Consider the following 23591-nt stretch of genomic DNA (forward strand, 5'->3'; position numbering starts at 1 on the left):
CCGCGATAGCTCATCGCTTCGCGCCTGACTAACGAATACACACGAACATGCACTCCGCTCCACCGGCGCTCGCCTGGCGACAGGCCGACGACGACGTCCACGTCGCGACGCGCGCCGCCGAATATGCCGGCTTCATCGACACGACGCCGCGCGGTTTCCGCGCGCACGGACCCCGCGGTGAAGACCTCGGGCTCCACGCGACGCCGGACAACGCGCGCGCGGCGGTCGCAGCATCCGTTCCCTCCCCGTTGTCGACACCGGCACCGGTTCCCGTACGTCCGCACCGCATTCGTCGGCGCGGCACCCCCGGTCGCTCCGGCGGCCCGAAGAATAGGAAAGACACGATGGCCACTGGCACCGTGAAATGGTTCAACTCCGAGAAGGGCTTTGGCTTCATCGCACCCGATGACGGCTCGGCCGATCTCTTCGCACACTTCAGCGCGATCGCAGGCAGCGGTTTCAAGGAGCTTCGCGAAGACCAGAAGGTGGAGTTCGACGCCGAGCAGGGCCCCAAGGGCATGCAGGCGGCGAACATCCGCCCGCTCTGACGCTCCCGCGTGAACAGCGCCCGCCCCGGCTTCGGCCTGGGCGGGCGCTGCTGTTCACCTGAGGGTCACCCGGGAATGGGGAGGTATTCCTTGCGACTCATGTGGACCCACGTAGCCTGAGGGCAGCGATGGGCAACCGCCTCTGGCTTCTCAACGGCCGAACGCGGTCCCCATCGGAACTGGTGCATCATCTCCTCCACCGCTCTCGAGTCCCGGCTCGGTCCCATCCGTCAGACGTACGCCGGCACCACCGAGTTCCCGCCGATGGCCCGGGCATACACCGAGGTGTCGCAGGTCGTCCGCGAGACCGGTCTGCTCCGTCGTGCCGAGTGGTTCTACGCCCTCGTCGGGGTCGGCCTCCTCCTGGGTTTCGCCGGCGTGATCACCGGCTTCATCCTGCTCGGGCAGACCTGGTACCAGCTGCTGATGGCCGGCGCCCTCGGAATCCTGTTCACGCAGGTCGCGTTCCTCGCGCACGAGGCGGCGCACAAACAGATCCTCGCCTCCGGTCCCGCGAACGACCGGCTCGCCCGCATCCTCGCCGCCGGCATCGTGGGCATCAGCCTCTCCTGGTGGAACAACAAGCACAACCGCCACCACGCGAACCCCAACCGGGTGGGCAAGGACCCCGACATCGAGATCGACACGATCTCCTTCCTCGAGACGGATGCCGCGTCCGCAGGCCGCTTGCGCGCTCTCGTGACACGCAAGCAGGGGTGGCTGTTCTTCCCGCTGCTCACGCTCGAAGGACTGAACCTGCACGCGCACGCGTTCCGGCACCTGTTCTCGCGCGAGGGCGTCAAGGACCGCTGGGTCGAACTCGCGCTCATCACGGTGCGCTTCGCGGTGATCTGGACGCCGGTGTTCCTCTTCCTTCCGCTGGGGATGGCGTTCGCGTTCCTCGGTGTGCAGCTGGCGGTGTTCGGCGTCTACATGGGCGCGTCCTTCGCGCCGAACCACAAGGGCATGGCGATCATCGCCGAGGACGCGAGGCTCGACTTCTTCAGCAAGCAGGTGCGCACCTCCCGCAACATCAGCGGCGGCTGGTGGGCGACCATGCTCATGGGCGGGCTCAACTACCAGATCGAGCACCACCTCTTCCCGAACATGCCCCGCCCGCACCTGGCGCGCGCACGCGAGATCGTGATCGACCAGTGCCGCGCCCTTGACGTGCCGTACGCCGAGACGACCCTCTGGCGCTCGTACGGCATCGTCGTCGCGTACCTCAACCGCGTGGGCCTGGCCGCACGCGATCCCTTCGACTGCCCCGTCGTCGGAACCTACCGCCGAGCCTGACGGAGGCGCTCCGCCTGGCGCGCAGGAAGGTGCGCCACGCGGGCCGGGCTGGTCGACGAGTACGAGATCAACACGGTCCTGCACACTTCCGAACGCAACTCGGGTGTCCGACGATGACGCTCGGTGACCGTGTTTGACGGCCCGGATGGGTCGGCGGCTTCGGCGCTTCTACGCTCGCCCATGGGCCCGGAAGGACCCCCGCCCGGCGGCTGGATCGTCGCCGGGATCGTGCGCGACTGAACCCGTCCGCACCTCATCCCGCACAGGCGACACTGAACCTGAAGGAGGCGACACCGTGAACAAGATCCGCACCGCGACAGCACTCACATCCCTGGGACTCGTGGCCGTGATGATGGCCGGCTGCGCTTCCGCGGCAGCATCCTCGAGCGAGTCGTCGGCCGGGGGAGACAGTGCGTCGGTGAGCGAGCTGCGGTTGGGGTATTTCGCGAACGTCACCCACGCTCCCGCCCTGGTCGGCCTGGAGGAGGGCCTGTTCGCCGAGGCGTTGGGTGACGTGGAGGTCACCACGCAGGTGTTCAACGCGGGCCCTGCCGCGATCGAGGCGCTGTCGGCGGGGGCGATCGATGCGACCTATATCGGCCCGAACCCGTCGATCAACACGTTCATCCAGTCCGGTGGTCAGTCCGCCCGGATCGTCGCGGGCGCGGCGACCGGCGGGGCGGCGCTGGTGGTGCGCGACGGCATCGACGACCCGGCCGATCTGGAAGGCACCACGATCGCAACACCGCAGCTGGGCAACACGCAGGATGTGTCGGCGCGGGTGTGGCTGGCCGATCAGGGGTTCGACACCGACACGTCCGGGGGTGGGGATGTGCAGATCACGCCGACGGAGAACGCGCAGACGCTGACGCTGTTCCAGGACGGGCAGCTCGACGGGGCGTGGCTGCCCGAGCCGTGGGTGTCGCGGCTGATCATCGACGCCGGCGCGCACGTGCTGCAGGACGAGGCCGACCTGTGGGAGGACGGCCAGTTCCCGACCACGGTGCTGCTGGTGCGCACGGAGTTCCTCGACGAGCACCCCGATGTGGTCGCCGACCTGCTGACCGGTCATGAGGCCGCGGTGCAGTGGATCGCCGACAACCCGCAAGACGCCCCCGGCGTGATCAACGGGGCGATCGAGAAGGAGACCGGTAAACCGCTGGCCGACGCCGTGATCCAGCGCGCGCTGGAGCACGTGACGTTCTCGGTCGACCCGCACGCCGACACGTTCCAGACGCTGGTGGAGAACGGCATCCAGGCCGGCACCCAGAAGGACGGGTCCATCGACGGCCTGTTCGATCTGCGCCTGCTCAACGAGCAGCTCGAAGCCGAAGGCGAAGAACCCGTCTCCGCCGCAGGACTCGGCGAGGACTGACCACGAACGAGCAGAAGCGAGAGGGACGGCAGTGTGCCGTCCCTCTCGCTTCTCGCCTATCCACCTAGGTGGCCGCGTCAGGCTGACTTGCGCGGATCGCCGCCGCGGCGCTACGCGGCAGCGTCCGTATCCGCGGCCGCCGCGTCGGCTCGCCCGGCCGCCGCGAGCGTGCGCGTGAACAGCAGCAGCCACCCGACCACGAGGCCGGCGCACACCATCTCGTGGGTGGCGAGGGTGTAGTACCCGATCCAGAACAGGCTCGCCGAGAAGAAGATGCCCGCCGCCACCGCGAAGGCGAGCGCGATGATCGGCCAGCGCAGGCACGGCAGCACCCAGCGAAGGCCGAGGAGAAAGCCCCCGAAGACGATGGCCATCCCGATGGCGAAGATGTTGTGGCCCAGCTGGCTGAAGGTGACCGGCACGAGCGCGGCGCCGATGAAGCACGCCGCGAGCACGAGGAACACGACGTAGACGATGAGCGCCCTCGTTCGGGTGACGCGGGACTCGGTGCGCGCCCACGCCTCCAGACTCGTCAGCAGGTACATCGCCAGCAGTGCCGTCACCCCGCCCGCCAGGATCAGCGTCACGTTGAAGACCGCGGAGGTCACTCCGCCGCGGCCGCCCAGCTCGCTGAAGTTGAGGCGGTACCACTCGTCGTCCTGCGTCGTCGCGACACTCACCGTGAACCCGGTGGCCACGACCGCGAACAGCAGCAGCACCAGCCGGGTCGCGGTGACATGTGCGGCAAGCGTGAACGCGGTGTAGCCGCACCCGCCGGCGACCACGGCGACGATCATGGTCGCCGTCATCGTGTCGACTGCGGCGCCGGGCCAGATCAGGGACGCGGCGTGGAACAGCACCCACTGCACCATGGCGAACACGGCCGCGAGCGAGATCGCCAGCGCCGCAGTCATCCACCGTCGCCGCGAGTGTGCGACGCCCATCAACCATGCCTGCCGAGGATCGCGGGCGGCGAGCCGATAGCTCACCGACGCAGCGGCGAGGGTGACGGATGCTGCGACCACGATGCCGGCCGCGCCGACCGACGCCCCCTCCCACACAGGTGCCGCACGGCCCCAGAATCCCAGGGCACCGCCCGCGAGGCCGACGCCGAACGCGAGCGCGGCGACGACGATCGCCCGCGCTTCGGTGCGCACGGCGAACCGTCGCGCTTCGATCACCCCGTCACGGTGCAGCTGCCTCTCCACCCGCACCGCGGCAGCTTCGAGGCGTGCTCCTTGCGACCACGCGCCGCGCGCCATGGCTTGATTGTCCACCCATTCCGGCGTCCTTGGGGCGTACGTTGAGACCGTGGACGGAACGCCCTCCGCACCGGACTCCGACCCCGAGTCGCTCGAACGCACGGAAAGACCCTCGCGCGCGGCCGACGACCGCCGCGAGCTGAACGCGTTGCGCGCTCGCGCCTACGGTCCTCAGGCGGACATCTCCGCCGATCCGGCCGCCGGCGCGGAGCCGGAAGAAGGCGACGGGTTCGGCCGGTGGCTCCCCGAAGGGAGCATCGTCCGCTTCCACTTCCGCGGCGACACGGTCGACGTCTTCGTGCGACCGCCCGGCGATTGAGCGACGTCAGCCGCGCTCGGCGAGCGACTGCACCTGCCAGTCGTGCACGTCGACGAGCCAGTCCAGTGGGGCCGACGGGCCGATGCGCGGGTCGTCGGGAGCGCGGCCGTCTCGAAGGGACTCGACGTAGGCGCGGTCCTGCGCGATGCGCGGGCGTACCTCGTCGGCACCGCCGACCGAGCCGTGGCCGGGGATGACCGCGGTCACCCCGTCGGCGACGCTGTCGAAGAGGTCGAGCGCGGCGAGGTAGTCGCCGATCGGGTCGTCGGCCTGGAGATCGAGGAACGGCATCAGGATGTCGGACAGCATGTCACCCGCGACGAGGACTCCGCTCCCCTCGACGAGCAGCGCGGCGTGCCCCGGCGCGTGCGCCCGGTGCTCGAGGATCCTCACGGCGGGGCCGGCCCAGGGGAGGTGCGTGGTCCCCTCGGGCAGGCCGGTGATGAGGCCGAGCAGTTCCATCGGGATCTCGTCGGCGTACTCCGGCGGCAGCCCCTCGGCGACCTGCTCCTTCCAGTCCGCCATCGCCAGCAGTTCGGTCACGGATGCTGCGCCCCGGGCCGTCCCGTAGCGGGGCGCCTCGCCGAGGCTCGGGTGCCAGAGCACGTGGTCCCAGTCGGGGTGCGTCGAGAACGCCGCGACGACCGGCCGGCCGAGCTCGCGGAGGTCGTTCGCGAGGGCCGCCATCTCGGCGCGGGTGATGCCGGGGTCGACCAGGAGCACGCCGGCCTGCCCCAGCACCACGGTGGCCTGGGTCTGGATGAAGTCGCTCTCGTGGGTGAGAACGCCCTCGGCGACGTGGCTCAGCATCGGGTGCCTCCGCAGACGGGTGTGCGATCGCTCGAAGACGACGCTAGTCCGGGTGTGGACCCGTGATCCAGCCCGCGGCCCGGCGTGCACGTCGACACCGTTCGAGTACCACGGGCTCACGCTGTTCGAGAGCGCGGGCGGCTACCTGGGCGTGGGCACCGACTGCTTCGCCGTGGTCGCGTCGGTGATCCTCTTCATCCCGCGGACACCGCCCTGCCGTTCGTCTTCGACGGCAGCCGCGTCGGCGTCTTCCTCGCGCACGGCGACTCGTGGTGGATGACGGATGCTGCGGCCCGCAGCATCCGCTTGCTCATCAGTCCTTGCGGCCCGCGACGCCGAGGAACCGGATGAACACGGCGATCCAGCCGAAGATCAGGGCGAAGACGATGATCTCGAACGCCGTGAGCGAGAAGTAGCCGACCGCGGGGATGAAGAGGATCACCGACGCGACCATGGCGGCGAGGAATGCCCACGACGCGACGAAGTAGGTGCGAGGCATGCCGCGGAAGAACCGAGGGCCGCCGATGAGCAGAACCAGGTACATCACGGCCATGCCCGATGCCGACAGGTTGTGGGCCGGCATGTTCACGTCGACGGGGAAGATGCCGACGCACGCGAGCATGACGCCCATGATGACGAAGAGCACGGGGACCGTCCGCACCGCACGCGGGTTCTGGAGGATGCCCGCCTCGGTGAGTTCGCGCATGTCGTTGGCGACGTAGACCGCGAACGTCGTCACCAGGAGTCCTGCGGCGATGAGGGTGCCGTTGAAGACCCAGCTCGAGAGGTCGTCCTCGAAGGTGCCGAGGTGGCTGAAGTGGATCGTCCACCACTTCGGGTCGGGGGTGGTCACCATGGCGGTGAGCGTGCCGATCGCGATGAACGTGAGCAGCAGCGACGACATGCGCTGCGTCGTCATCGCCGACACCGACAGATACACGAACCAGGTCGTGAGACCGAGCGTGACCGACATGAGCACGACCGACCAGAACGTCACGATCGGCAGTCCGATGAAGCCCATCGCCAGCACGCGGTACAACGCGTACACCGCGACGAACGCGAGCGCCGTGTGCACGATGACGACCGAGACCGTGTTGACGATGTACTTCCACGACGGCAGCGACTGACGCCATTGCTGGCCCGGCCGGTTGCGGGAGCGCCAGTACTCGAGCGTCGATGCGACGGCGGCGACCACCGCCGCGCCGCACGCGGCCCAGACCGAGAACGAGTCGGCGACGCCGGCGAGCTGCAGATCGGGGGCGAAGATGCCCACCAGCAGGCCGTAGATCGCGCCGAGGATGCCGGCGGCGAACGCGGCGTAGACCGCCTCGGACTCCGCTCGGCGCCCCGGCGTCGGGGGAGCGGCGTCCGGCAGCGCCGGGGTGTTCACAGTGCTCACGAGGTCAGAGTACGACCGCGTGAGATCCCCGAGGGTGATCGGCGCACGAAGATTCGGTCCGTCAAGCGCCGCGCTGGAGCCAGGGCCGCAGCATCCGGGTCACCCATGGGAGCACCGCGTACGTCATGACCGGGGTGAGGAGCACCGTCGACAGCAGCACGCGAGCGATCAGCGGCCACTCCGCGAAGCCCGGGACGAAGCCGAGAAGCCACGACGCGAGGAGGTTCGTGGGGAAGAACCCGAGCCAGATCGTGACGGCCTGCTTCCAGCGCGGCGGGGCGGATGGGATGGGCTGCTGGACCGGGCCGGTGACCGGTGAAGTCGTGTGATCCGGATGCCGCGACTCGACGTGAGTGGCGAACGGGGCGTCGAACCACCCCTCGATGCCGGTGCGTCGCTCGACCCTGACTTCGCTCGCGAAGGCGCGGCCGGAGTCGAGCCACCACGATCGCTGCGGTGAGTCCTCCCAGGCTTCGAGGGTCGGGATGTCGCGGAATCGGTAGAGCATGTACCAGAGGTCGCTGCCTTCGCCGGCGCGTACCCAGCCGGAGCCGAGGAACCCTGCGAAGCCGGCGGCGAGATCGGTGCCGGCTTGCATCCAGCTCGTGGCTTCGACGGTGCGAGAGGGATCGATGCGCCGTTCGATCGCGACGGTGATGGGGTGGGCCACGGGTTCTGCCATGCCACCCATTCTGCGGAAGCCGGGAGGGTGGTGCTCGGCTGGACGGGCGCGGGCGCCGGGGCGAGGGCGCGCGGCAGCGACAGCAGCCAGACGCCCATCGTGACGAAGGCGACGAACTCGAAGAGCGCGAGGGTGATGAGTCCGGCGGTGAGCACGCCCATGCCCGTGGCGAGAAGAGCGACGCAGAGCAGGGTGGTCCCGCGGAACCGTCGGCTGCGACCGGGGATCGCAAGTCCCGTCGCGACCGTCGAAAGGAATGACAGACCCAGCGCGGTGGCGATGAGGTCGTGCCCCACAGGGCTCACCGGGATCGGCACGAGCCCGACGCCCGTGAGGAACAGGCCGGAAGACACGATCGATCCGCGGAACGCGCGGGAGGCACGACGACGGATGCCGCGGGGCAGCGCCACCGCGATCAGCACGCCGTACACCGCGAGGAGGAAGCCCGAGAAGATCGTGATGCTGTTGAACGTGCGGCCCGAGAAGTCGGTGTGGGTGCCGAGTTGCGAGAAGTGGAGCTGCCACCATGTCGCGTCCTGCGTGGTGAGGATCGCGACCGCCACCCCGACCGGGAGCGACAGCACGGCCAGCCGGCCGATGCGGTGGGCGATGTAGGCGGGATCGGTCGCGGCGGCTGCGGGCTCGGACGGAGTCGTCGCGACGGTGGTGGTCGTGACCGGGGTGACTGTGGCGGTGACCGCGACAGCGGTGGTCGTCGTCGCGGAACGGGCAGCGGCATCGGCGGAGGTGCTCGTCGCGGCGCGCGAGAGAGCCCGGGCGATGGCGAATTCGGGGTCGACGCGGGTGAGCGTCGACGCGCTGACGGCAGCCGTCGCGCGCGACGGCGAGACGGTGACCGGTGGAGCGTCGGAAAGGGTCGTGGGAGGCATTCGACTCACGATCGGTTCTGCACGGCGTGCCCGAAGCCGGACATCCCCCCAAAGAACCCCCGGTCCGGGGCCCGTTGGTCAAGACGGTAGATCCCCAGTTCAGCGGCGAACCGCTTACCGAAACTGTATCCCGTCGAGCAGGGAAAGCGCTGGTCGATGGTGTATGGGGCCTCCGTGGCGCACGCACGACGCCCGGTACGCTGGACACGCCGGTTCACGCGCCGCGCCGCGTGGACGGCGTGCGGGTGCCGCTGACCCGCACCTGGAGGAGCCGGATGCCCAAGAACAAGAAGCCGGGCGGCGGTCGCGCGGCCAAGAACTTCGACCCCCGGCACAACCCGAAGCACCGTGCGGCGAGCGAAGGTCGCGACGGTCAGGACGGCAGGCGCCGGCCCGGCGAATCGTCGTCCGGAAAGCCGGGCAGCCGCAGCGCCGGGCACCGCGGACACCGCGCGGAATCCACGGATGCGGCGGCCCCGAAGCGCCGCTGGACCGAGCAGGAGCGCGCGGGCCGGGACGAGGCGCGGGCGATCCGGACGCACTCGCGCGACGACCGCGGGCGGCCGGGACCCGCACGCGACGACCGCCGGGATGCGGGACGTGGGGATGCATCGCGCCGGGACGCCGGACGTGGGGATGCAACGCGCGGGGAGGGAGCCCCTCGGCGGGACGCTGCGCCGTGGCGGAATGCGGGTGCGCGACGAGACGTCGAGCCGCGCCGGGATACGGCTCCGCGTCGGGACGCGCCGGCTCGCCGCGACGTCGTGCACGCGCGGCTCGAGGCGGACGCGGTCGCGCCCGCCGAGATCGAGGGCGCGACCTTCGCCGATCTCGGCCTCGGCCAGAACATCGTCAAGACGATCGCGGAGCTCGGGGCGCAGCATCCGTTCCCGATCCAGGCCGCGACGATCCCCGCGATCCTCGACGGTCGCGATGTGCTCGCGCGCGGGCGCACCGGATCCGGCAAGACGATCGCGTTCGGTGCACCGCTCGTCGAAAGCGTGCTGCGGTCGCAGGCCGGGCAGAAGCGCGAGTTCGGCCGCCCGCCGCGCGCGCTGGTCCTCGCGCCCACGCGTGAGCTGGCGCTGCAGATCGATGCGACGATCCAGCCGATCGCCCGCAGCGTCGGCCTGTTCACGACGCAGATCTACGGCGGCGTGCCGAAGGCGCGGCAGCTCGGGGCGCTGAAGAAGGGCATCGACATCGTCATCGGCACGCCGGGGCGCATCGAAGACCTGGTCGAGTCCCGCGCGCTCGATCTCTCGCAGGTGCGCGTCGCCGTGCTCGACGAGGCCGACCACATGTGCGAGCTGGGGTTCCTTGAACCGGTGCAGCGGATCATGCGCCGCACGCCCCGCGACGCGCAGCGGCTGCTGTTCTCGGCGACGCTGGATGGCGAGGTGTCGTCGCTGGTCGGCGAGTTCCTCACCGAGCCGGCGGTGTACGAGGTCGCGGGCGAGACCCAGCACTCCGGCACGATCGACCACCGTGTGCTCGTGGTCGACCACCGCGACAAGCGCGACATCCTGCGCTCGCTCGTCGACCGCTCGGGGAAGACGCTGGTGTTCACGCGCACGCGGGCGTTCGCCGAGATGCTGGCGGAGCAGTTCGACGAGGTCGGCATCCGCGCCCTCGCCCTCCACGGCGACCTCGACCAGGCGCGCCGCACGCGCAACCTCGAGAAGCTGACGTCGGGTCGGATCGACGTGCTGGTGGCGACGGATGTCGCGGCCCGCGGCATCCACGTCGACGACATCGATCTCGTGATCCAGGCCGACGCGCCCGACGAGTACAAGACGTACCTGCATCGGTCCGGTCGCACCGGCCGCGCCGGTCGGGTGGGGACCGTCGTCACCTTGGTGACGCGGGCGCGGCGCGAGCGCCTCGCCGACCTGCTCGAGCGCGCCGACATCGAGGCGCCGTTCGACGACGTGCGCCCCGGCGACGACCTGCTCGAGGAACTCGCCGGGCGCTGACGTCACGTCGTTCACCGCCCCGGCCGGGCCGCGAACCCTTCGAGCAGCTCGGCGGCGCGCGGCGCTCCCCCGAGGGACCTGAGCTCGGCGGCGACGCGGGCGGCAGCATCCGTCATCGACCGATCCGTCGAGGCGCGCTCGAAGCCCGCCGCCACCTGGGCCGCCGTCGGCGTTCCCGTGCGGAGGTCGACGCCCGCGCCGGTCCACGCAACGCGCGCCGCGATCTCGGGCTTGTCGAGGTCGCCGCCCGCGATGACCAGCGGGATGCCGTGGCCGAGCGCGGCGAGCGTGCCGCCCCAGCCGCCGTTGGTGATGACGACGTCGGTGGCCGGGAGGAGTTCGTCATAAGGGAGCAACCCCGCGATACGCGCGTTCGCGGGGACGGGAAACGGCAGTTCGTCGCGGCCGCGCACGCCCGTCGACACGACGACGAGCACGTCCCGGTCGGCGAGTGCGTCGAGCGCAGGGCGGATGAGGTCGGTCGGGTCGATGTTCTGCGTGCCCTGCGTGACGTGCACGACGACGCGGCCGTCGAGGTCGCCCCACCATCGCGGAAGGTCGGTCGGCGCGGCCGGCAGCGCGGTGAGGACGCCGACGAAGTCGAGGTGAGCGGGGCGGTCGGTGCGGGCGAAGTCGAGCAAGGATGACCCGGTGGCGAGGATCCTCTCCGGCGACAGCACCGTCTGCTCGAATGTCAGCGAGGCGGGCGGCAGGCCGACCGCGACCCGCGCCCGCACGATCGGCTTGGTCAGCGGCCGCATCGCGAGCGGCGCGATGCCTCGCAGCGCAGCATCGCGTGTCTTCGTGAGCGGATTGCGGCCAGGTGTGAGGCCCATACCGCTCGGCGGCCCCTGCCGGCTCGTGAGGTGGAGCGGCAGCACGGCGACGGTCGCCCGCGGACAGCCGGACCGGTCGGCGAAGAGAGCCGCGCCGATGGAGGTGTCGTCGGTGACGAGCGCGTCCCAGGGCTTGCGGTCCCACTCGGCCTGCAGATCGGCGACCTGCGCCGGGGCGGTGTTGATCATGACGTCTTCGAGGTTCACGAAGACCTGCCGGAGGCCCTTGCGGCCCTCGAGTCGCGGGAAGGTCGCGCGCAGATCGTTCTCGTCGAAGTCGGGTGCTTCGCTCCACGGCACGAGAACGGCTCCGGATGCCTCGACCCCCTCGCGGAACGCCGCTCCGGTGTAGAAGCGCACGTCGTGACCGCGCGCGACGAGTCCCTGCGCGACAGCCCGCAACGGCGTGACATGCCCGGTGAAGGGCATCGCCGTCACCAGGAATCGGGTCATTGAGACATCGTGTCGCAACCGGGGGAGCGTGCACCAGGGGCCCGCGTGCGGCAGCCGGGGCCTCGGTAGGTGGTGCGCGCGGTTCGGCGTCGCGGAGCCACGGTTGTCAGTCGAGACCGGCGGTGTAACCCCCGTCGTCGGGGGACGCCTGCATCGGCGGCCGCTGCGGCCAGCTCGGTGCGTCGAATCAACTGAGGCGTCCCTCACATATGTGGCTCGGCAAGCCGGGACACCCCCGCCTCACAACCCACGTTCTAGGCGAGGGGAGGCCCCGACTCAACACGCCATAGCGTCTAGTCACCGCGCTGTGGGCTGGCGGGTTCGAGGTCATCCCCGACCGGGGCGAAACCGTCCGATCGACGGCCGAGGCACACGAAAACGCCAGCCCATCACCGACCACATCGATGACGCTTTTGATGACATTTCGCGGAAATGTTGAGGAAATGATCGGCTGGTAGCTTCATCCCGTACCTCTCGTCGCGGCCAATCGCAATAGAGAGAAGGGTCACAGTTCGTGACCGAAGCGTTGCTTCATCCCCACCTCAACCGAGCGTCTTGGCGGATCCTTCTCTTCACGGCACTTCGACGAGCAGGCCTTCGTTGGCGATCGGTGCGCCACGAGGCAACATCGGTCAACCCTGACTGGTGTTCCTCTGGTGACTCATCGAAGGAACCCAATGAAACTGTCACCAATCAGAGCTGTGGTCGCATCCGCCGCAGCGATCACACTTACCGTCGGGCTGACCGCCTGCTCGTCCGGGAGCACAGCAAGCACATCGAGCGATGGCTCGCGAGAGGTCGTGCTGTTCATGCCGACCTCCGCGCACCCCTATGTCTCGAAGCTCATCGACAACGCAAGGTTGACCCTCGAAGAGGACGACTTCTCCGTGACGGTCATCGAGAACAACTTCGACCAGGCGGAGCAGGACACCCAGGTGCAGCAGTACCTCGCATCCGGCGACAAGCCGGCGGGCATCTTGTGGTTTCCCTCCGACGCCCAGGCGAGTATCGCTTCACTCAGCCGGCTGAGCGGCCTCGGGGTGCCGATCGTACAGGTGAACCAGCGGCCGCTGCCGGAGTCGGAAGACTATTTCACGGCCTTTGCTGGCATCAGCGACCTCGTCGCCGGGGAGAACATCGGCAACGGGCTGATCGCCGCACGTGACGCGATGGAGGCCGACGGCAAGCAGCTGCACTCACCAGGTGGCAACGTGCTCGTCGTCACCGGTCCCGTCGGGTTCGGCGCATCGATCGACCGCATCACCGGGTTCGAGGAGGCCACCGCGGGCGCCGGCTTCAACGTCCTGGCGACGATCAACTCCCCCGCTCTGACCCCGGACGCGACTTACACCGAGGTGTCCCAGTCGCTGCAGGGCCCCCTCGCGGAAGGCATCGACCTCGTCTTCACCTTCAACGACGATGTCAGCACCGGCACGCTGCGAGCGCTCACCGAAGCCGGCCTCACGCCAGGCGTCGACGTGGCGGTCTCCAACGGCGTCTGCAACGGGCGGGGCACCGCGACCAGCTCGGGCGACGTCTTCTCGACAGTCGCCCAGAGCCCCGAGTATGAGGGCACCCTCAGCGCATCCGTGTTGAAGACTCTCATCGGCAACGGCGGCGAGCTGAGCGACGAGGAGACTCACCAACTCCCCGACGACGCCGACGCGGTTCCCGACCTCTCGTTCACGCCGGCGAAGTACAACTACGTTCCGCTTCCCCCGATTATGGGGGCCTTCGACGATCCGGCCGCGAGCGCCGAGAACGTCGCCGCCTTCAAGCTCTGGGGACAGGGCGTCGACACTCTCTGCGACTTCTGATCGACAGAGCCATCGGTCGGCCCGCTCCCTGCGGCCTACGGGGTGGGCCGACCCCCGCACATTCGTACAGGCCAGGGACGCCGTCAAAGCGTGCTCCCCGGCCTGAGGACGACATCGGAATGTAGAGCGAAAGAAAATGAGCATCCAGCACAAGAGAACGACCCAACCACCTCGCCCGGTCTACCAGTCGCGGACTCTACTGAAGGTCGAAGGCCTGACGAAGTCGTACGGTCAGACCCAGGCGCTCGACGGCGTGGACTTCGAGCTGCGCGCTGGGGAGGTTATGGCGCTCCTCGGCGAAAACGGCGCCGGGAAGAGCACGATGGTGAAGACCTTCGGCGGTCTGGTCCAGCCCGACGGCGGCACGATCACGATCGCCGGGCAGACTCACCAGATCGGTAGTCCGCTGGAGTCGCAGCGCGCGGGGATCGCGATCGTTCAGCAGGAGCTGAGTCTCGTCGAGACTTTGAGCGCGGTAGAGAACATCTTCGTCGGAACACGGCTGTCCGGCCCGTGGAGCCCTCGCCGTCTGGCGGTGCTCGCGCGGCCGCACCTCGAGCTCGTCGGTCTCGAGGAATGGAAGTGGTTCGTGCCCGTCGCTCAGCTGACGATCGCGGAGCGACAGCTGATTGAGATCGCGCGGGTGGTGTCCCGGGAAGCGCGGATCATCGTCTTCGACGAGCCGACCGCTGCCCTCGCCGACGTCGAGACGGAGCGTGTGCTCGGTGTGGTGCGTCGCCTGGTCGATGCCGGGCACGGCGTGATCTACGTCACGCACCGTCTTCGCGAGGTCTATGAGATCGCCGACCGCGCCACCGTGGTGCGCGGTGGGCGCAGTGCCCCCCCGGTGCTTATCGCCGACACCCCCCTGCCCGATCTCGTCGAGATGATGCTCGGCCGATCGCTCGGCAGCATCTACCCACCAAAGGCCAACCTGAAGGGCGCCGAGGCGCGGATGACGATCGTGGGCCTCCGCACCGCGGAGATCACGACCCCGGTCGATCTGACCGTGAGACGGGGCGAGATCGTGGGGCTGGTCGGGCAGATCGGCTCGGGCGCGCCGTCCCTCGCGCGAAGCATCGCCGGGCGGGACGACGTGCTGGCGGGCTCCATCCGCATGGGCGACGAGGAGATCGCCGCGACATCCGTTCGTTCCGCCATCAAGGCAGGGATCGCGTATTGCTCCGACGACCGCAAGCGGGATGGCTTCTTCTTCTCGTTCACGGTGACCGACAACTTTGCTTCGACCGCGCTTCGCTCCGTGTCACGGTGGGGCTGGTACCGGCCCCGGGTCGCCAGGGCGCTCGCGCGGTCGCTGGCGTCGAAGATGAACGTCGCCCACGAGCGGCTCGGTACAGCGGTCGGCGCATTGAGCGGGGGGAACCAGCAGAAGGTCGTGCTCGGCAAGTGGCTCGCGATCAACCCTCGCGTGCTCCTGATCGAGGAACCGACCCGCGGGGTCGACATCGGTGCCCGCGCGGAGATCTACACGGAGCTGCGGCGCCTGGCTGACGAGGGGATCATCGTGGTCTTCGCGTCGTCCGATACCTCGGAGGCGCTGGGGCTTGCCGACACCGTCCTCACGTTCTATCGAGGCGCCTTGGTGCGCTCGGCCCCGGCGGCGGAGCTCGACGAGGTACAGCTGCTCATCGACGTCACTCACGGGAAGGTCGCCGCATGATCCAGGTCACAGATAGCCGCGTGGCTCCGATCCGACCCACGGCGTTGCCGCTCCACCTTGCGCCGGTCGTCGTGCTCGCCGTTGCTCTCGTCGTGTTCGCGCTCACCACTCCGGCGTTCGTCAGCTTCGGAAACGTCATCGCGATCGTCAATTCGGCGACGCTCACCGGGATCGTCGCCGTCGGACTCACGTTTGTCACCATCTCCGGGAACTTCCTCCCGCTGTCGGTCGAGCAGTCCGCAGCGATGTCGGCGGTGACACTGGCCATGATGCTCGCCGCAGACATCCCCGCATGGGTCGGCGTCATCGCCGCTCTTGCCGTCGGCATCGCGATCGGGATGCTGCAGGGCTTGATTGTGAGTCTGGGCGCCAACCCGCTCGTCGTCACGCTCGCCGTGGGGGCTGCGCTGGCGGGGCTCGTCGTCACCGTGACCGGGGGCAAGACGATCACGTTCCCCGCGGTCGAGTTCTTCGGCGACATGATCGTGTTCGGCATCCCAGTGCAGACGTACGTCTTCGTCATCGTGACCGTGATTCTCACGATCTACAGTGCGCGGTCGCGGTCGGGACGTGCGATCCGGCTGCTCGGTGAGAACCGCCTCGCCGCCCGTGCGACGGGGATCTCCGTGCGCGCCACGACGATGCTCGCCTTCGGGCTCGCTGGTGTGACGGTCTCGCTGGTGTCGATCCTGTCGGTCGTGACGTTCGATCGCGCGAACGCGACCCAGTTCTCGGGGCTCACGTTCGACGCGATCGCCGCCGTGCTCATCGGCGGGACGGCCATCCGAGGCGGCCACGGATCGCCGCTTCGCTCGGCGATCGGTGCTGTCTTCATCGCGCTGCTGATGAACGTCATGCTCCTGCGCGAGTGGAGCTACGGTTACCGACTGCTCGTGGAGGGCATCGTGGTCATCGCAGCGGTCAGCATCTATCGGGTTCTATCAGCACGGAAAGAGATCAGGAAATGACCACGACCGCCATGCGCATGCGCCGGCGACTGAGCGTTCCATGGGTTCAGCTCATCATCCTTGCCCTCGTCTGGGTGCTGTTCATCGCGGTCGACCCTCGATTCGCGAGCGTCGACCGCGTGTTCGGGGTTCTGCAGGGGTTCGCCTTCCTCGGTCTCATCGCCGCTGGTGTGGGCATCACGATCATCGTCGGCGAGCTCGACCTTTCGGTGGGTTCTATGGCCGCCGTGGGGGGCGTAGTGGTCGTGAGCGCGCTTCCCCTCGGCATCGTCCCCGCGATCCTGCTGGCGACCGCGATCGGCGGGGTGTTCGGACTGGTGCAGGGGCTTCTGATCGCGCGGCTGCGCATCAGCTCGCTGGTCTTCACGATCGGCAGCATGTTCGCCCTCCGCGGCCTTGCGAACGTGATTGCGAACGAGCAGGTGGTTTCGGTGCCCATCGACCAGCTCGGAGTGTCCAACGCCCTGATCTCTCGGATCGGAATCATCTCCCCCTTCAGCCTTGTCACCATCCTCGTGGTGGTGGCGGTCGGGTTGTTCCTCGCCTACTCCCGATTCGGCCGCGAGCTGTACGCCGTCGGAGGTGGCCGCAGCGAGTCGCGTGCGGCGGGGGTGCCCCAGTTGCGACCGATCGGGATTGCGTTCCTCGGCTCAGGCGCTCTGGCCTCCCTCGCCGGAGCGCTCTCGTCGATCGCTTCCGGAAGCGGTGCGCCGTTCGCCTTCGAGCCGGTGCTGGTCTCCGCCATCACGGCGGCGCTCATCGGGGGCCTCGCGATGGGCGGCGGAAAGGGCGGCATGGTGAACATCGTGCTGGGTGCGCTCATTGTCTCGACGTTCACCGCCGGCCTGTCCCTCAACGGCGTGCCGGCGAACGTGCAGCAGCTTGCCATCGGGGCGCTGCTGCTCTTGATCATCGTCGTCGACGTGCTGCGGGACTCCCATTCCGCGTGGCTGACCAGACTCCTCCTCCCGGGCAGACGGACTTCTCTGGATGTCGTGCAGGCGGGTTCGACGCAGTAGGGATCACCCAATGGGGAATCGGTGAGCAGCCTGGAAGGCACTCACCGATTCGCCATCGGGGGAGGTCGATCGTGCCGGCTCAGCCGATGGCGTTGACCCACTCCGTCGAGCCGTCGCCGAAGTGCTGCTCTTTCCAGATCGGAACGCGCTCCTTCACCAGGTCGACGAGCTCCGCGCAGGCCTGGAACGCCTCACGCCGGTGAGCGGAGGCGACCACGCACGCGAGCGCGCAGTCGCCGATCACGAGGTCACCGGTGCGGTGCACCACCGAGACGGTCACGGCGGGGTACTGCCGGGTGATCTCGCGCGCGACCTGGAGCACAGCGGCGCCCGCGGTCGGATGCGCGCTGTACCTGAGCGCCGTCACCGGCCTTCCCTCGTCGTGGTCGCGAACCACCCCCTCGAACGTGACCACTGCGCCGTCCTCGATCCCGACGAGATCGTGCTGCAGCGCCTGAGCTCCGATCGGAAGGTCGGTCACGCCGGCGAGCACGACACGGCGCTCGTCGGCGGATGCGGGTGTATGTGCCTCAAACATGATGCCTGCTCCGTGTCGTGATGGGTGGGCGGACGCCGAAGAACTGGTCGAGGAGGTGCCCGATGAGGGGCGCTAGCACCTGGAGCCCGTCGGTGACGCCGGACGGGGAGCCTGGCAGATTCACCACGAAGGTGTCTCCGGCGAATCCGGCGAGACCCCGGGAGAGCGCCGCGAGGGGTGAGGATTTCGCACCGAGGGATCTGATCGCCTCAGGAATGCCGGGCAGCTCCTTGTCCAGATGCGGACGTGTCTGTTCCGGTGTCACGTCCGTCTGGCTGACCCCGGTGCCGCCCGTGGTGATGACGATTCGCACTCGATCGGCGATGGCGTCGAGGAGGGCTTCGCCGACCGGGTCGCCGTCGGCCACGACTCGCACGTCGGGCCGCCATCCGCGCTCGGCGAGCCAGCCGGCGATCACGGGACCGGTCTCATCGGTCGTGCGGCCCTGTGCGGCCGACGTCGACGCGACGACCACGACAGCCGCGTTCACAGGCGGGTCCACGTTCCCGAGCGCCCGCCCGACTTCTCGACCAAGCGCAGGTCGACGATGCTGGCGGAGCGGTCGACGCCCTTGATCATGTCGTAGACGCTGAGGGCGGCGACCGCGACCGAGGTCAACGCCTCCATCTCCACACCGGTGCGGCCCACAGTCGACACGGCGGAGCGGAGCACGATCCTGTCGACGTCGATCGTGGCGTCGACCTCGACCGCGGTGATCGGCAACGGGTGGCAGAGCGGGATGAGGCGGCTCGTCTCCTTGGCCGCCATGATTCCGGCGAGGCGGGCGACGCCGATGGCCTCCCCCTTGGGGAGTTCGCCGTCTGCGATCAACTCGATCACGTGGGGTCGCGTCACCACGGTTGCCTCGGCCACCCCGCGCCGGGCCTTTACTGCCTTTTCTCCGACGTCCACCATGTGGGCGGCGCCGTCCGCGCGCAAGTGCGTCAGTCGCATATCTTCACTCATCGATCCTCCAGAACTCGACTCTGTCGCCGACGCTGATCGTCGTCGTCTCGGGCGGGATGAACGCGAGCAAGGTCGACCGTGCGTACGCGTGCAGAAGGTGGGATGCCGTGCCCCCCTCGAAGTGGATGCGGCCATCGTGCGCCTGGCGGCCGCGCCGCACCTGCAGCTTGCCGGCGGGCGACTGGGCAGCTTCCGCTAGCGGCGCCGTCGACGCGGGCCGGTACGCCCACCGTCCGGTCGCTGCCAGCAGCGCCGGCCGCAGGAACACCTCCGCGCTCACGAGGGCGCTCACGGGGTTGCCCGGCAGCGCGACCACCGGCAACTCTCCTCCGGCGAGCTGCACGATCCCGACGCCTTGTGGGCCTCCCGGCTGCATCGCGACCGTGCCGAACTCCACTCCGCGTGGCGCCAGGCAGTCGCGCACGACTTCGTGCGCGCCTCGACTCACACCTCCCGCGGTGATGACCAGATCGACCTCGCCACAGCACGACTCCAGCAGCCGCATGAGTTCGCGCGGGTCATCCGGAACCGGCCCCCGCTCAACCACCCGGACACCGAGAGGCGTCAGCAGAGCGCCCAGCATGAGCGTGTTGGCGTCGAGGATCGTGCCGGGCCGATCCGGATCCCCGGATCTCCTCAGCTCGGAGCCGGTTGCGATGACGAGCACCCGGAGCGGGCGCTGCACGGCGATGCGCTGAACGCCGGTCGCGGCGAGCGCGCCCACGAGGGCGGGTGTGACCGGACTGCCGACCGAGCCGACCGGATCGCCTGCGCGCACGTCGGAGCCCCGAGCGCGGACGAACCTGCCGACCGGGCTCGGCGTCGTGACTGTGAGGATCGCGTCGGCGTCGCGGGCCGGGAACGAAGTGAATCCGCTCTCCTCGATCGGGACCACCGCATCGGCTCCGCCGGGGATGGGGGCCCCGGTCATGACGGCCCACGCCTCGCCGGCCCCCACCTGCCCGCCGTGCTCTCCAGCGGCGAGGTGTCCCATCACCCGCAGGTGCGCAGGCCGCTGTGGCGTCGATGACCGGACGTCGGCGGAGCGGATCGCGAACCCGTCCATCTGGCTGTTGTCGAAGGCCGGCAGCTCCGCGGCGGCGGGCACATCGGATGCAAGCGAGCGTGGGGGGCCAACGGCGACGTCGCGCAGCTCCACAGTCTCGGGGGTGCGGGCGATCCCGGCCACGAGCTGGGCCACGATCGCCCGATGCACGTCGACTGGTCGGTTCGTGAATGTCATTCGTCGTCCTCGGGTGTGGTGGATGCGGGTCAGCCCCCGATGGCGCTCATCGATCGCTCGGGCTGCACGAAGTCGGCGCTCGAAAGACCGACCGTCTCGGATCCATGCGCGCGTGGCTTCGTGTACATGGCCTCACGCCAGCGCTTCGCGATCTCGGCGTCTGTCGCGCCTGCGCGCATCTCCGAGAGCAGATCGGTTTCCTCGTGGGAGAACAGGCACGACCGCACGCGGCCCTCGGCCGTGACGCGCGTTCGCGTGCAGGCGGCGCAGAAGGGTTCGGTGACCGAGGAGATGAGCCCGATCCTGCCGAGCGCGGGAGATTCAGGGGACTGCCTACGCCGCCGCACCTCGAACAGCTCGGCCGGTGCCCCGCCGCGCAGTTCGGGAGCGGGCGAAAGGGTGAACCGGGTGGAGAGCAGCATCCGGATCTCGGAGGCCGAGATCATCCGGTCCTCGCGCCAGGCCCGGTCGCCATCGAGCGGCATGTGCTCGATGAATCGGAGTTCGTGACCCTGGTCGATCGCCCACTCCAGCAGGTCAGGTGCCTCGAGATCATTGACGCCGCGCAGGAGCACTGCATTGATCTTGATGGGCCCGAAGCCCGCTTGTGCTGCGGCACGGACGCCGTCGAGCACACGATCGAGGAAGGGACGGCGCGTGAGCGTGGCGAACGTGTCCGGGTGGAGCGAGTCGAGAGAGACGTTGATCCGCGTCATCCCCGCGTCGCGGAGGTCCTGCGCGCGACGGTCTAGCCCGACGGCGTTCGTCGTCATCGAGATCGGCAGCACCGGGCATTCCTCGCGAATACGGGAGACGACGAACTCCAGATCCTGGCGCACGAGGGGTTCGCCCCCGGTCAGTCGGAGCTCCCCGACGCCGAGGTCGTGATGCCCGATCGCGACCAGGCGGGCGATCTCGTCGGCCGTCATCAGCATGCGCTGGGGAAGCCATGCCATGCCCTCGGCGGGCATGCAGTATGTGCACCTCAGATTGCACTTGTCGATCACGGACAAGCGCATGTCGGTCGCGACCCGACCGAAGCGGTCGACGAGCCCAGCGGCGCGGGTGCGTGGGATGCCGATGTTCAGGGCCATGCCACTCCTTCAGAGGGGGAAGACATCGTTCGGCTCCCGGTCAGTACCGGGCGATCGTGGAGTCGACAGCTGCCGACCACTCGTCGATGCCGCCGTGCAGGACGTGGACGTCGGGACGTCCGTTCGCGTTCAGGATCTCCCGCGCGAGACGTGCCCGGCTGCCGCGGTGGCAGTGGACGACGATCGGCAAGTCGGGCAGTGCGGTGATCGCGTCCGGGTCGAGCTCGGCGAGGGGGATCCCGACAGAGCCCTCGATGCAGGCGATCTTCCGCTCCCAGTCCTCGCGGACGTCGAGAAGGAGGAGGCTGTCGGGCTGGTGAAGCCGGAGCCTCAACTCGGACACCGATATCCATGAGATGAGGTCGTGTGGTGAGTCGGGGACCGGCTCTGCGGGATGACGATCGATGCCCGTCGACGAGGCCTCGTCGTTCCGGCGGCGCACTCGGATCTCGACCGTCGATCCGTCGACCGCGTCGATGCTGAGCATCCGGCCGAGCAGTGGCTCGCCGAGGCCGACGATCATCTTGACCGCATCGGCCGCCATCCATGACGCGACAACCCCGCACAGCGGTCCGAGCACGCCTGCCGTCGCACAGCTGAGGGCGCTGGCCGGGGGCTCGTCCGGGTAGAGGTCCCGAAGCGTGACTCCGAGGGGCGAGTGCGACCAGAACGTCGCGACCTGTCCGTCCGTGTCGAGCACGGTCCCCCACACGCACGGGAGCCCCAACTCGGTGGTCGCGTCGGAGACGAGATAGCGCGTCGCGAAGTCGTCGGTCCCGTCGACCACGAGATCGTACCCCTCCAATACCCGTCGCCAGTTGCGGCCGTCGAGACGCTCTCGATGGCCGACAGCCCTCACATGGGGATTGGCGCGCGCGATGCTCGCGAGGGCGGACTCGACCTTGTGCTGTCCCACAGTGAGGTCGTCGTGCACGATCTGACGGTGCAGGTTCGACTCGGCGACCAGGTCGTCGTCGATGACCCCGATCGTGCCCACACCGGCCCGAGCAAGGTAGGCGATCACAGGAGAGCCGAGTCCACCGGCCCCGACGACGAGTACCCGTGCCGACTTCAGCCGTAGCTGGCCACGGTGACCGATCGAGCTCATGGCGATCTGCCGAGAGTAGCGGGTGAGCTCAGCGGCGCTGAGCGGCGATGCGCGGTGAGCGAGGGGGATCATCGACTCAGCCTCCGGCGAACGGAGGGAGGACATCGAGCTCGTCCTCGTCGCGGAGCATCGCATCGCGGGTCGCCGCGAGTCCGTTGACGAGAAAGCTGCTGCGGGCGATGACCGCGCTCCGCTCCAGTCCTGCGGCGACCAGAGCCTGGGCGATCGTAGTGCCGTCCGGGATGCCCCAGGTCGCCTCGCCAGAGCCGACCTCGGCCTTCGCGGCGGCGAAGAACCGCACCCGTACGGTGGAAGCGGCGATGGATGTCTTGTTCATGTGTCAGAGCTCCAGGGTCAGGGATCGGGTGAGCGACCGCGATACACAGACGAACATGCAGTCGTTCGCCGCACGCTCGTCGTCCGACAGGATCGAGTCGCGATGGTCGGGCTCGCCCGCGAGCACGACCATCTCGCACGACCCACACGTGCCCTCGCCGCACGAGTTCGGAACGGGGACGCCCGCTTCCAGCAGCGCGCGCAGCGTGGTCTTGTCGGGTGGCACCTGCACGGTCTGGCCGGTCGGCTCGATGATCACCTCGAATGGCGCCTCGCCTGCGGGCGCCTGGACCACACGTGGTGTGAAGCGCTCGACCGTGAGCGAGACGCCGTTGTTCTTCGCGATCGTCTCCATGGCCTCGATCAGACCCTCCGGTCCGCAGCAGTAGAAGTGGTCGCGTTTGTTCTCCGTCACGTACGAGGCGAGATCGACCCGTCCCCGCATCGACGACTCAGCGAGCACGACCTGCGCCCCCAGGTCCTCCAGCTCGGAGGCGAAGGGCATCGTCGCCCGATCCTTCCCGAGGTAGAGCAACCGCCAGTCTTGGCCCGCAACCGCAGCGGTGGCGATCATCGGGAGGATCGGAGTGATCCCGATCCCGCCCGCGACGAAGTGGGGTCGCGCGGCGGGCTCGAAGCGGAACAGGTTGGCCAGTCGGATCACTTCCACGCAGACGCCCTCGTGCAGCTGCTCGTGGACGTGTCGGGAGCCGCCCCGTCCGTCCTTTACGAGGGCCACGGCGATGCGCCACACGTCCCGTGCGGTGGGGTCGCCGCAGAGCGAGTACTCGCGGATCATGGCTTCTCCGTCCAGGTGGAGGGCGATGTGCGAACCGGGCGTCCACTCGGGGAGCATTCCGCCGTCGGGACGGCGGAGCTCGAGGACGGCGACACGATGGGCGATGAACGTTCGTTTGGCCACGACCAGCTGAAGCGGGTCGTGGAAGATCTGAGTATCTGTTGACATGGTGGAGT

Annotated in this window: 23 protein-coding genes and 1 pseudogene; 9 read left to right on the forward strand and 15 right to left on the reverse strand. The window is 69.0% G+C overall.

The features are described 5' to 3' along the window. Positions 1-344 precede the first annotated feature (344 nt). From MRBLWH3_RS05020 to MRBLWH3_RS05030, 3 genes are all read left to right on the forward strand, one after another. Positions 345-548 carry a cold-shock protein gene (locus MRBLWH3_RS05020; RefSeq protein WP_045296627.1) on the forward strand — a complete coding sequence of 68 codons (204 nt, stop codon included), beginning with the start codon at positions 345-347 and terminating at the stop codon, positions 546-548. 189 nt (positions 549-737) lie between these two features. Continuing rightward, positions 738-1844, forward strand: a complete 1107-nt coding sequence (locus tag MRBLWH3_RS05025) for a fatty acid desaturase family protein (RefSeq protein WP_363435302.1) — start codon at positions 738-740, stop codon at positions 1842-1844. Positions 1845-2139: 295 nt separating this feature from the next. Then, positions 2140-3219 carry an ABC transporter substrate-binding protein gene (locus MRBLWH3_RS05030; protein ID WP_363428691.1) on the forward strand — a complete coding sequence of 360 codons (1080 nt, stop codon included), beginning with the start codon at positions 2140-2142 and terminating at the stop codon, positions 3217-3219. 110 nt (positions 3220-3329) lie between these two features. On the opposite strand, the gene MRBLWH3_RS05035 is transcribed toward MRBLWH3_RS05030, so the two are convergent. Continuing rightward, on the reverse strand, positions 3330-4481 hold the full coding sequence (locus tag MRBLWH3_RS05035) for a hypothetical protein (RefSeq protein ID WP_363429288.1): 1152 nt from the start codon (positions 4479-4481) through the stop codon (positions 3330-3332). A 49-nt stretch (positions 4482-4530) separates the two neighbouring features. Here MRBLWH3_RS05035 and MRBLWH3_RS05040 point away from each other — a divergent pair, with 49 nt between their 5' ends. Then, the gene (locus tag MRBLWH3_RS05040) at positions 4531-4800 is read left to right on the forward strand and encodes a hypothetical protein (RefSeq protein WP_363429289.1); all 270 of its coding nucleotides are present in this window, start codon (positions 4531-4533) and stop codon (positions 4798-4800) included. A gap of 6 nt (positions 4801-4806) precedes the next feature. Here MRBLWH3_RS05040 and MRBLWH3_RS05045 read toward each other — a convergent pair whose 3' ends face one another. The 4 genes and pseudogenes from MRBLWH3_RS05045 to MRBLWH3_RS05060 all read right to left on the reverse strand — a co-directional run. Beyond that, positions 4807-5610: an MBL fold metallo-hydrolase gene (locus MRBLWH3_RS05045; protein WP_363429291.1), complete on the reverse strand. Its 804-nt coding sequence runs from the start codon at positions 5608-5610 to the stop codon at positions 4807-4809. A gap of 313 nt (positions 5611-5923) precedes the next feature. Next, positions 5924-7009, reverse strand: a complete 1086-nt coding sequence (locus MRBLWH3_RS05050) for a DUF998 domain-containing protein (RefSeq protein ID WP_363429293.1) — start codon at positions 7007-7009, stop codon at positions 5924-5926. A 61-nt stretch (positions 7010-7070) separates the two neighbouring features. Continuing rightward, entirely contained in the window at positions 7071-7700 is a 630-nt protein-coding gene (locus MRBLWH3_RS05055; RefSeq protein ID WP_363429295.1) for an antibiotic biosynthesis monooxygenase, read from the reverse strand. 128 nt (positions 7701-7828) lie between these two features. Continuing rightward, positions 7829-8581, reverse strand: a pseudogene (locus tag MRBLWH3_RS05060) (hypothetical protein); the annotation flags it as partial. Positions 8582-8856: 275 nt separating this feature from the next. Here MRBLWH3_RS05060 and MRBLWH3_RS05065 point away from each other — a divergent pair. Further along, the gene (locus tag MRBLWH3_RS05065; RefSeq protein ID WP_363429297.1) at positions 8857-10557 is read left to right on the forward strand and encodes a DEAD/DEAH box helicase; all 1701 of its coding nucleotides are present in this window, start codon (positions 8857-8859) and stop codon (positions 10555-10557) included. An 11-nt stretch (positions 10558-10568) separates the two neighbouring features. Here MRBLWH3_RS05065 and MRBLWH3_RS05070 read toward each other — a convergent pair whose 3' ends face one another. Beyond that, the gene (locus MRBLWH3_RS05070) at positions 10569-11846 is read right to left on the reverse strand and encodes a glycosyltransferase (protein WP_363429299.1); all 1278 of its coding nucleotides are present in this window, start codon (positions 11844-11846) and stop codon (positions 10569-10571) included. Between the two features lie 661 nt (positions 11847-12507). Further along, entirely contained in the window at positions 12508-12657 is a 150-nt protein-coding gene (locus MRBLWH3_RS05075; protein WP_363429301.1) for a hypothetical protein, read from the reverse strand. Here MRBLWH3_RS05075 and MRBLWH3_RS05080 point away from each other — a divergent pair. From MRBLWH3_RS05080 to MRBLWH3_RS05095, 4 genes are all read left to right on the forward strand, one after another. Next, on the forward strand, positions 12656-13663 hold the full coding sequence (locus MRBLWH3_RS05080) for a sugar ABC transporter substrate-binding protein (RefSeq protein ID WP_363429303.1): 1008 nt from the start codon (positions 12656-12658) through the stop codon (positions 13661-13663). The two genes, MRBLWH3_RS05075 and MRBLWH3_RS05080, sit on opposite strands and share 2 nt — an antisense overlap. 136 nt (positions 13664-13799) lie before the next feature. Next, on the forward strand, positions 13800-15344 hold the full coding sequence (locus MRBLWH3_RS05085; RefSeq protein WP_363429305.1) for a sugar ABC transporter ATP-binding protein: 1545 nt from the start codon (positions 13800-13802) through the stop codon (positions 15342-15344). 20 nt (positions 15345-15364) lie between these two features. Next, positions 15365-16312 carry an ABC transporter permease gene (locus MRBLWH3_RS05090; RefSeq protein ID WP_363429307.1) on the forward strand — a complete coding sequence of 316 codons (948 nt, stop codon included), beginning with the start codon at positions 15365-15367 and terminating at the stop codon, positions 16310-16312. Further along, the gene (locus MRBLWH3_RS05095) at positions 16309-17331 is read left to right on the forward strand and encodes an ABC transporter permease (RefSeq protein ID WP_363429309.1); all 1023 of its coding nucleotides are present in this window, start codon (positions 16309-16311) and stop codon (positions 17329-17331) included. The genes MRBLWH3_RS05090 and MRBLWH3_RS05095 overlap by 4 nt, the downstream gene beginning before the upstream one ends. A gap of 79 nt (positions 17332-17410) precedes the next feature. On the opposite strand, the gene MRBLWH3_RS05100 is transcribed toward MRBLWH3_RS05095, so the two are convergent. Genes MRBLWH3_RS05100 through MRBLWH3_RS05135 form a run of 8 tightly spaced genes read right to left on the reverse strand, consistent with a single transcriptional unit; the run spans position 17411 to position 23583 of the window. After that, complete coding sequence (locus MRBLWH3_RS05100) at positions 17411-17869, reverse strand: molybdenum cofactor biosynthesis protein MoaE (protein WP_363429311.1); 459 nt, start codon at positions 17867-17869, stop codon at positions 17411-17413. Further along, positions 17862-18359: a MogA/MoaB family molybdenum cofactor biosynthesis protein gene (locus MRBLWH3_RS05105; RefSeq protein ID WP_363429313.1), complete on the reverse strand. Its 498-nt coding sequence runs from the start codon at positions 18357-18359 to the stop codon at positions 17862-17864. The genes MRBLWH3_RS05100 and MRBLWH3_RS05105 overlap by 8 nt, the downstream gene beginning before the upstream one ends. Further along, complete coding sequence (moaC, locus tag MRBLWH3_RS05110; protein ID WP_363429315.1) at positions 18356-18835, reverse strand: cyclic pyranopterin monophosphate synthase MoaC; 480 nt, start codon at positions 18833-18835, stop codon at positions 18356-18358. Before moaC ends, MRBLWH3_RS05105 begins: the two co-directional genes overlap by 4 nt. Continuing rightward, positions 18828-20078: a gephyrin-like molybdotransferase Glp gene (gene glp / locus MRBLWH3_RS05115; RefSeq protein WP_363429317.1), complete on the reverse strand. Its 1251-nt coding sequence runs from the start codon at positions 20076-20078 to the stop codon at positions 18828-18830. Before glp ends, moaC begins: the two co-directional genes overlap by 8 nt. Before the next feature lie 29 nt (positions 20079-20107). After that, on the reverse strand, positions 20108-21172 hold the full coding sequence (moaA, locus tag MRBLWH3_RS05120; protein WP_363429319.1) for a GTP 3',8-cyclase MoaA: 1065 nt from the start codon (positions 21170-21172) through the stop codon (positions 20108-20110). Between the two features lie 40 nt (positions 21173-21212). Further along, entirely contained in the window at positions 21213-22352 is a 1140-nt protein-coding gene (locus MRBLWH3_RS05125; RefSeq protein WP_363429321.1) for a ThiF family adenylyltransferase, read from the reverse strand. A 4-nt stretch (positions 22353-22356) separates the two neighbouring features. Then, positions 22357-22617, reverse strand: coding sequence for a MoaD/ThiS family protein (locus MRBLWH3_RS05130; RefSeq protein ID WP_363429323.1), 261 nt, complete (start codon positions 22615-22617; stop codon positions 22357-22359). A 3-nt stretch (positions 22618-22620) separates the two neighbouring features. Further along, positions 22621-23583: a PDR/VanB family oxidoreductase gene (locus MRBLWH3_RS05135; protein WP_363429325.1), complete on the reverse strand. Its 963-nt coding sequence runs from the start codon at positions 23581-23583 to the stop codon at positions 22621-22623. Between the last annotated feature and the right edge of the window lie 8 nt (positions 23584-23591).

Origin of the sequence: Microbacterium sp. LWH3-1.2 (assembly GCF_040675855.1) — a bacterium.
Classification (GTDB): Bacteria; Actinomycetota; Actinomycetes; order Actinomycetales; family Microbacteriaceae; genus Microbacterium.